Source organism: Candidatus Tisiphia endosymbiont of Nemotelus uliginosus, assembly GCF_964264835.1.
Lineage (GTDB): Bacteria > Pseudomonadota > Alphaproteobacteria > Rickettsiales > Rickettsiaceae > Tisiphia.
Map to the genome: position 1 here is coordinate 1,737,796 of NZ_OZ183485.1, position 9,020 is coordinate 1,746,815.

6 protein-coding genes are annotated in these 9,020 nt (G+C 30.4%); all 6 read right to left on the reverse strand.

What is annotated here, in order from left to right:
• Window positions 1-2: 2 nt before the first annotated feature.
• Entirely contained in the window at window positions 3-593 is a 591-nt protein-coding gene (locus ACFELV_RS07775) for an acyltransferase (RefSeq protein WP_375327463.1), read from the reverse strand.
• Window positions 580-1,512 carry a Gfo/Idh/MocA family protein gene (locus ACFELV_RS07780; protein ID WP_375327464.1) on the reverse strand — a complete coding sequence of 311 codons (933 nt, stop codon included), beginning with the start codon at window positions 1,510-1,512 and terminating at the stop codon, window positions 580-582. Before ACFELV_RS07780 ends, ACFELV_RS07775 begins: the two co-directional genes overlap by 14 nt.
• Window positions 1,513-1,515: 3 nt before the next feature.
• The gene (locus ACFELV_RS07785) at window positions 1,516-2,823 is read right to left on the reverse strand and encodes a nucleotide sugar dehydrogenase (RefSeq protein ID WP_375326278.1); all 1,308 of its coding nucleotides are present in this window, start codon (window positions 2,821-2,823) and stop codon (window positions 1,516-1,518) included.
• A 437-nt stretch (window positions 2,824-3,260) separates the two neighbouring features.
• Window positions 3,261-4,514: a polysaccharide biosynthesis C-terminal domain-containing protein gene (locus ACFELV_RS07790; protein WP_375327465.1), complete on the reverse strand. Its 1,254-nt coding sequence runs from the start codon at window positions 4,512-4,514 to the stop codon at window positions 3,261-3,263.
• Window positions 4,511-6,397, reverse strand: a complete 1,887-nt coding sequence (locus ACFELV_RS07795; protein ID WP_375327466.1) for a hypothetical protein — start codon at window positions 6,395-6,397, stop codon at window positions 4,511-4,513. The genes ACFELV_RS07790 and ACFELV_RS07795 overlap by 4 nt, the downstream gene beginning before the upstream one ends.
• Window positions 6,384-8,186, reverse strand: a complete 1,803-nt coding sequence (locus tag ACFELV_RS07800) for a hypothetical protein (RefSeq protein ID WP_375327467.1) — start codon at window positions 8,184-8,186, stop codon at window positions 6,384-6,386. The genes ACFELV_RS07795 and ACFELV_RS07800 overlap by 14 nt, the downstream gene beginning before the upstream one ends.
• Window positions 8,187-9,020: the final 834 nt, after the last annotated feature.

The following is a 9,020-nucleotide window of genomic DNA, read 5'->3' on the forward strand; positions in this document are numbered from 1 at the left end:
TTTTATACTTTTTCTAAATAAGTTTCATTATCTCTGACTATTTCTTGATATCGTTCTCCTGTTTTAGGACATATTAAATCTTCTTTTAAAATTTCTCCGTAATCACTTACCCAACCCTGGAATTTTGCTGGCACTCCATACACTAATGCATTATTTTTTACATCTTTTGTCACTACTGAACCAGCACCTATTAGAGCATATTTTCCAATAGTGACTCCACAGATAATAGTGGCGTTTGCTCCAATAGTGGCCCCTTCTTGTATTAAAGTCTTTCTAAATTCATCTTTCTTTTCTATATGGGCTCTAGGGTTTAGGACATTTGTAAATACACAACTAGGACCACAAAATACGTTCTTTTCTAGTTCTATTCCTTTATAAATACTAACATTATTTTGTATTTTACAATTATCACCAATTGTTACTTCTGGGCCAACGGTCACATTTTGGCCAACAATTACCTTTTTCCCTAGGATGGAATCCTTTAATATATGAGAAAAATGCCAAATTTTTGTATTATCTCCTATCTGCACATTCTCATCAATATAAGAGGAACTATGAACAAAAATAGAAGGATTATTTTTAAAGCTTTGCATATTCTTCAATTGTCTCAATTATTTTAATAACATTTACACCTTGTTCAGCGGCAGAAATAGCAGGGGGTACTTGATTAATTATACAATGATGAAAGTACAAAAGTTCTTCCGTTAAAGGATATTTTTCTTGTATTGGGATCGGTATAATTGCACCTTTTTTAAGAACAGGAGAAGTTTGATGATGATATAAAGTAACTTTATTTTCCCAAGGCAGACTATCATCAAAAACAATACTTCCTTGCTCTCCTATAACAAAAAATTTATGTTCTTTATAAGGATGAAACCAAGAAACATTAATTTCTGCCTTAATATGATCCGCTAATTCAAAGCTAATAAAATATTCATCTTCTATTGGTGATATAATTTTTTTGCCATATGCAGCAACTATCTTGGGTACAGCACTTGATAAGCCTAAAATAAGGTCAATATCGTGGGAAGCAAAACTCCATAAAACATTTTCCTCTTTTCTTATTTGTCCCATGCTTAATCTTCTAGATTTAATAGAACGAATTGGTCCTATCTCTTTTACTAATTCTTTTACTTTTTGATAGGCAGGATGGAAATTAAGTAAATGTCCCACCATAAACACTAGTTGTTTCTTGTTAGCAATCTCACATAACTTTTGTGCTTCCTGCGATGAAAGCGCAATTGGTTTTTCTACTAGAAGATTTTTTTGGGCTTCAATAGCTTTAACGGCCAACTCATAATGAGTGACTGCGTTACTTGCAATTACTACTCCCTTGATTTCTTGATCCGCTAATAGTTCTTCAACACTTAATACGTGTACATTAAACATATCAGCTAATTTTTTTGCTTTTAAAAAATCCTGATCCGATATTGCAGATAACAAGCCCAAAGAAGCTAAAGTTTTGATATGGTTTGCACCCCAATATCCGCAGCCTATTACACCTATTCCCATAAATTATGCTTTAATTATTTTAACTGATGACTGGATATTAAAACTAGATGCAACATTTCTAGTATCAACAAATATTTTTGAATTATTCAATATTTTTTGATAATCAATTCCTGTATGATTAGTCAACAAAATAACAGCGGCGTACTTAGAAAAATCAATTTGTTCAAATATGAGACTATGATATTTTTTGTTATTAAGTTCTACTACAGGAATATACGGATCATAATAGTCAATAACAGCACCTCGATTCTCCAGGATATTCCATATATCTACACTAGCGCTAGCTCTTATATCTCCTATATTTACTTTATATGACAAGCCTATAATCAGGATATTTGAGTGACATAATCCTTGCAATAGATACTGATCTAAAGCTTTTGCTGTTTGATTCACTACATAATGCGGCATAAGCTTTATTATTTCTCCACTTAGCTCAATAAATTTAGTGTTTATATCGTATTCATGAGCCTTATACGTTAGGTAAAAAGGATCTATAGGTATGCAATGTCCTCCTACCCCAGGTCCAGGATAAAATGGCATAAAACCAAAAGGTTTAGTTTTGGCAGCTTCAATCACTTCCCATATATCTATATTCATTTTATCAAAAATCATTTTCATTTCATTTACAAAAGCAATATTAATCAAACGAAATGAATTTTCAAAAATCTTAACGGCTTCCGCTACTTTACAGGAAGAAACAACATGGACTACCGAAAAAAAAGAGCTATAAAAACGCTGTGCAAGTTCAACTGCATCTTGGTTCATCCCTCCAACTATCTTAGGAATTTCCACAGTATTAAACGTCACATTACCTGGATCTTCTCGTTCTGGAGAATAAGCTATAAAAAATTCGTGGTTTTCATTAATGTTTTGTTGGACAATAGGAAGGACGATTTCTTCAGTAGTAGCAGGATAAGTTGTTGATTCAAGAAGTAATAAAGTGGTTTTTTTTAGATATTTACTAATAGTACCAAATGACTTGATTATATAACTTAAATCTGGTTCTCTATTTTTGGTTAAAGGGGTTGGCACACAAACTACAATAATATCACAACGACAAATTTCTTCAAAATTTGCAGTAAATTCTACTGTATGTTTTAGCATATCTACTACATCATCTTCTGTTACAGTGGTAATATCAGATTTACCGTTTAATAGATTATCAATTTTTTTGTGATTAATATCAAAACCTATCACCCTGAAATCTTTTGATACAATAGCTCTTACAAGCGGCAAACCTACATATCCAAGACCTACTACCCCAATTATTGCAGTACGATTTACAATTTTATCTATTAAAATATTCTTCATGCTTTTTTTTATTTCTACCAGGTTTATACCTTATCGAAAGTGTTAACAAGTAATTAGGCACTCAATATTTATTCTGAGTACTGATTTAGGTTCTATCATACAAAAATAATATCACTTGCCAATTATTTTTTATACTGGACTAAAGTTTCAAGACAAATTTTGGTTCTGTCACATCTGTACGTGAAAGGGTATTTGGAATAAAAAAACTCAGGTTAGAGATATTATGCAGCCATTAGCAGAGTAAAATTCTCAAAAGTAGAAGGATTATCGTTAGTGTTAGTAATTTGTCTTTTTTGAATCATCCGATTGAAGTGACATCTTCAGGGGCCTAACTTTATTTTTTATGCCTTTATATCAGCTCCTACCCTATCTGTAAATACATGCGATAGAACCGTTTGTTGATGTTTTTACATAATGCCTAGCATTTTGTTTGGTGCTTATGTCGAATTGAGGTTAAATTTAAGATAAAAATATTTAAGTAACAATGCGTTAACTAGCACACTGAAAGCAAGGGCTAAAACAGCGCCATAAATGCCGTAAAGGGGAACTAAAACAATACTGAGCAAAAGATTGCTTAAAAGACTCCACAACCTTACCTTATTATCTAAATGTGGTTTGTTTGCAAGAATGAGGATATTATCAATCAGTAAATATTTTGCAGATAAAATGAGGGTTGTTGCGTATACAACGTATACCCAAAAACCCTTTACTACGATTAATTTATCCCCTGTTGCAAGCCAAGCAAATAATTGGTATGCTAAAATACTGATAAAACCTATAGAATAAATAAAAATAAGTATGTTTTTCATATCATCTTCTCTGTTTTGAGATAATTTTTTGTCTGATGTATCTAATAATTGATTAGAAGCATTGCTAGAGTTTAAATTCTTAAATATTGATATAAGCAGATAGAAACCTTCCCCTAAAGTTGCAGCGAATGAATATATTCCTATTGACCTTTGATCTACAAATATACTCAAAATAATAATATCAATTTTTGTATTGAGTTCGATAATTAATCCGCTAAATAAAGCATATTTACCAAAGGAAATATGCGCTTTGCTCCAATGATAAATTTCCAGATAGGATGTTTTTACTACAAAATAATTTAAATGAGTTGTAATTAGAAATAGGAATATTACACTTTCTGAAAAAATAAGCACAGAGGATATCTCAGATACTGGCCACTTAAAATAATAGTGGAGTAATATTCCAATAATCATTAGCGTTAATCTTATACTGTTGGCAACTGCAAATAAATTCAATCTACTTTGTGCATTGAGAGTATTGATCATTACTTTATTTAATGAAAAAAATACAAGGGAGGGGATAATAAAATAAAGAGCCTTACTTAAATCTTCAAAGCCAAAAGTTATAAAAATATATTTTATTATTACCAATAATAATAATGACGAGGTAATTGATACTAATAATACAGTGAAGAATGCTGAGATAAAAATAATCTCTTTGCAATCTGAAGTAGGTATATTAGAAAGTACTGAAAGATGAACTCCAAATGTAGTGATCTGTGATAGAATAAAAAAGATAGCGATTATCTGATGAAATAACCCTAGTACTTCACTATTGTAAAGTCTTATTATTAATATGTTAATTGCGACACCACTTATCCCAGAGATCAAAAAGCCTAATAAGTTAGTAATAATATGAATTTTTTTTATATAAAATTTCATATGTCCTTTAGTGCCCAAATTACATTTGAGATACACCATGCAGAATCACATATTAGATAGTTACGAGCTGCATTCTCTTCCAAGTTAATGTTAATATTATACAATTCCATTAAATCTTCCTGTACAAAAGGAAAGAGTAATCCTTTCTGAGTTGCGAGTACAATTTGTTTTAGCATATCATCAGAAAGCAAATCAGGGTAAATTTTACTAACAGTTAACAATGCCATAACATCTATTGTTTTGTAAGAAATATCTGCAAATCCTCTATCACCATAATATTCAGGTGTATTTTTAGATAAACCATCTTTGATATTCCAAGGTTGTGCCACTCTTCCAAACCAATATTTCCACTCAAAATTATTAAGTGTAGCATCTTTAATTTCAGAACGTTCTAGTAAAGTGAAAATTATATCTCTTGCTTCTTTAGATCTAACTAAATTCCCTCCATAAGTCACTCCCGATGCCCAGTCATCTTGGTGATTAAATGGAATTTTAAACCCATCAAAAGGAAAATCTATGTTTTTTGGCCATTTCAAAGAAATCCTACCTTGAGGCAAAAAATCAATATCTTGCTCATCTGATATAAAAAACATTTCTTCATGAAAATCAAGATTTTCAACCTGATTTTTAAATTTTTGATAACTACTAAGAGGCTTATTAAAATTCATTTGATATCTTTTCATGAGCCTTAGAATCCTACCAGATTGAACAGCATATATTCTTGGCTGTTGTTTAGTGGAATAACGGGTTGATTTTATACCATTAACACCATCTTTCAGTATTGAATTAATTAAGATCATTTCAATTTCAAGTCTTGTTCTTAATTTGTTTTTAAATTCATCAGATAACATATTAAAACTATTACCAATTTTTTTAGATAGAACATCGATAAACGCATTAAGATAATAAACTGTGGACCAAGCAATACGAGCCTGATCATTGCTCATGCCTAATTCAAGTAATCCTGAGTCTTTGCTGTTTAAAATTTTGTAGTTTAAAAATTTCTCTATATTTTCTTTTATAAGTATGTCAAATTTAAAATGCCCCTTTTCGTTAATTTGCAAATTGAACGGTGTTATATTCGCTATTTTTTTTAAAATCTTATGATTTATTGGATCAAATATAGCATACTGAGATTCGTTTATGTTCCCCTTGCTAATAAGCGCTATATATTGCTGTGCATCACGAGATGATGCAAGTTCAACAATGCTATATTGCTCTGGTAAAGGAAGTGTTGTTAAAATATTTGATGGCACTGATAGTGTATAACACTCAAAACCTGAGCATATTAGTATTGAATTGTTAGTCATGCCTGCTAGATGGATCTTCCTATCGATACCATAACGTATATCTTGATCCCGATTAAGATTAACCTGAAACTTTTCATTAAAAAAGAAATTGCCTTGCGGGTCTGATTCAATTTTATAAAGTACGTTAACATCACCTTCTTGTGAAGGATGAGCGTTTTCAGGGCAATAATTAATAAAATAAATATCCTTTTTAAAAACTATCGCTTCTCTGAAATATCCATTATTTTTAAGATTTTCTGATATTTCAATTTTAGTAATTTTGAAATCTTTTTTAAGATCTACCAACAAGACAGACATTCCGGTATCAAGTAATGGTCTTGTAAACACAACTAATTTATTAGGAGAGTATTCTAAAACTTTAATAGGTAAGTTTTGACCAAACTGTATTTTTTTGTTAATATTTAGATATAGAGTCACATCATGCGGCAAGGCTTCAGAAATACTTAACTTTAATTGATGATTTTGTGTACTTAACCTTGTAAAAGGTACCATGTTAGTATCTACGTTCTTATCATATGCTAAAGCAATATTTACAATAAAACACAAAAATAAAAAGCCTTTAACTAATATCATATCTAATTCTTCTAATAGCATTAATTAAATCAACAAAATCAACAGAGATAAGTTTACAATATTCTTCTACTTCTTTAAAACGCGGAGCATTTTCTTTAGCAATTCTTTCAAGTGCTTCTTGTCTTGTTATTACCCCTTCACGAATTTGATTAGATCTAAAACAATCGTTTTCAGTAAACCCAGCGTGCATAAAGTAAATCATATTGTACAAAGGAGCGGTACCATCACCAATCCTCCATGAAGAAGGGTAGTTAGGATCCCATTCCCAATCATATTCTTTTTTGAGCAAAGCATCTATCTCTCTTTCGTCCCATTTTTCGTAATCAAATAGGTACAAAAAATCTTGATTCATTACATAATATGAAAGAAATCCAGCAATCACATCAGAAATCGAGCTATTAATGTATCGTGGATTCTTTAAATATTGTAATGCATAAAATGCAACTAACTTAAGTTTTCCAGTAAGTTTAAGTTGATGAACTTGCGACCCAAAGTCATTTTTAGTAATACCGCAATAACTTGCTTTAAAATTGGTTCTTTCTAAATTATTAGGGCAAAAAATTATTAGCTTCAGATCCATATTTTTCATAACGCGATTTGCGTGATAAAAATAGGTTTTATCTCCAACCATGAATAGTGGAACCATACCGACATGGGGGTTTTTTATCCAAGCTTCTACATTCTTTCTAATATTAGTTCTCTTGAGTTTCATGTCAGCAGAAACCCAAACATGTTCTACTCCTAATTTCCCGCAAAGTCTAGCCTGGTTTCTCCGCGCAAGATCAGTTACCATTCCCCAGTCATATGAGTAAGCAACAGGATTCATCTTATATTTATTTTTAATAAGATGTAAACCATAACTACTGTCTCTACCTCCACTAAAGGCAACCAAACAGTCAGCAGAACCATCCTTACTGCGATATTTATCAAATATTTCTTTAAGACTTTCTAATGAAGAAGTGTGGATTAGATGATAATTATTACATTGATTACATATACCATTTGTATCAAATGAAATACCTGGAAAAGTCTCTGGAAGAACGCACTTTGTACATCTTTTCAAATTTAGCAGCTTGTTATAAAAACTATCTTCTAAATCAATCAATAAATTATTCTGAATCTCTAACGACGAAATCTTAGAATTTTCTTTTTCAGAAGTTACATGATTTTCAAATAATTTAATTGTGTTAGTTGAATAATCGACTACAAGGGACATACCTGGTTTTAAATGTGATATAGGAGCGTTAATATTGAACTGTACTTTGACAAGATTCATTATATGCTTCTCAGAACAGGAGACAAATAAACCATTTGCCATGTCATCAATGTAATATAGAGTACCACTATTAGTTGTATGTACTAACTTTTTTTGATTAGCTATTGTGAAAATTATTGTATTTTCCCCCTCTACTACCTTCCAAAGATTTTGGATGGATTCTTCAACTCCATAGCCTTTATTTAAATCAGAAATAAATAATTCAAGTATTGCATATGTGTCTAGAGTCCAATTTTTATTGAATTGTTTACTAATTAAATCAACATTTGTGACAATTCCATTTTGTACGCAAGATACATTATTCTTTGCGATAGGATGGTTATTTTCTATATAAGCATTTGAGCCATTAGTAGCAAGCCTATTATGGGATATAACACTTACTTCCGAGCTAATATTCTCGAATATTCTTAGATATGCTTTTTTTTTTATAAATTTTGAAGCTGTCAGGGGTTCTTTTAAAAGATATATTTTATTATTTTTAACGTCATGTAACGAAATGCCAGTTGCTTCCATTCCTCTATTTTGCCAGTAAGTAAGAGATATGAAATAAGAGATTTTAAACTTTCATGATATTTCGAGTTAGATGATAAATATAATGAAGAGAGACCACACATGATTAATAATTATGAAAATTGACAAGACAGGATAATATAATATAATTCATTATTCTGCACAATAAAATGCATAATAAAATTATAAGAAACATGTATTATCTCTTCTCAAGTTGTTTTAATATTTCTTATATTGCCATCTTTTAATTCAGTTGCATTATATGAGAAGATTTTTAAAAAAATATTTTCTCCTTATAATAGTTTAATTTTTGCATTAGCTATCTTCCCAGCTTTAATGCAATATTGTTGCTGCTTTTATACTATTTGAATCTACATGCACCAGATAGCTTCTATCTAGGAACTATCTTTTTACTCAATATATTACCGTGCTGTTTCTTATTGTTAAAAGGTAAAGAAGCATTTGTGAACTTTTATACGGAAATAGCTATTGCAAGTAAAAAAAGATTTTTTTACTGAAATACGTTATTGCGCTAATCATTAGCTTTGTAGTAGTAATTGCTACATACGCTACCCCTTATAATAACGACATTCTTGAATATTTTGAAATTGGCAAGGTCTTTTACAAAGACAAATCTTTTTTCTATCCTGTTTTACCGCATTATACAGAAAATTTATTTTCATCACATGCTTCACATCCTCCATTTTTTACATTATTGCAAAGCTTATGTTTCTTGATCCAAGGTACGACAAAGTATCATTTAATAAGTAATTTTTTGCATGGGTTTTATTTATTTTTATTTATTACAATAATGCTTACAATAATGCAAGAACGTTT

Bases quoted from the DNA above. Each gene is read 5' to 3' on its own strand.
- ACFELV_RS07795 (WP_375327466.1), bottom strand. From the start codon at position 6,397: ATGATATTAGTTAAAGGCTTTTTATTTTTGTGTTTTATTGTAAATATT.
- ACFELV_RS07775 (WP_375327463.1), bottom strand. From the start codon at position 593: ATGCAAAGCTTTAAAAATAATCCTTCTATTTTTGTTCATAGTTCCTCT.
- ACFELV_RS07790 (WP_375327465.1), bottom strand. From the start codon at position 4,514: ATGAAATTTTATATAAAAAAAATTCATATTATTACTAACTTATTAGGC.
- ACFELV_RS07800 (WP_375327467.1), bottom strand. From the start codon at position 8,186: ATGGAAGCAACTGGCATTTCGTTACATGACGTTAAAAATAATAAAATA.
- ACFELV_RS07785 (WP_375326278.1), bottom strand. From the start codon at position 2,823: ATGAAGAATATTTTAATAGATAAAATTGTAAATCGTACTGCAATAATT.
- ACFELV_RS07780 (WP_375327464.1), bottom strand. From the start codon at position 1,512: ATGGGAATAGGTGTAATAGGCTGCGGATATTGGGGTGCAAACCATATC.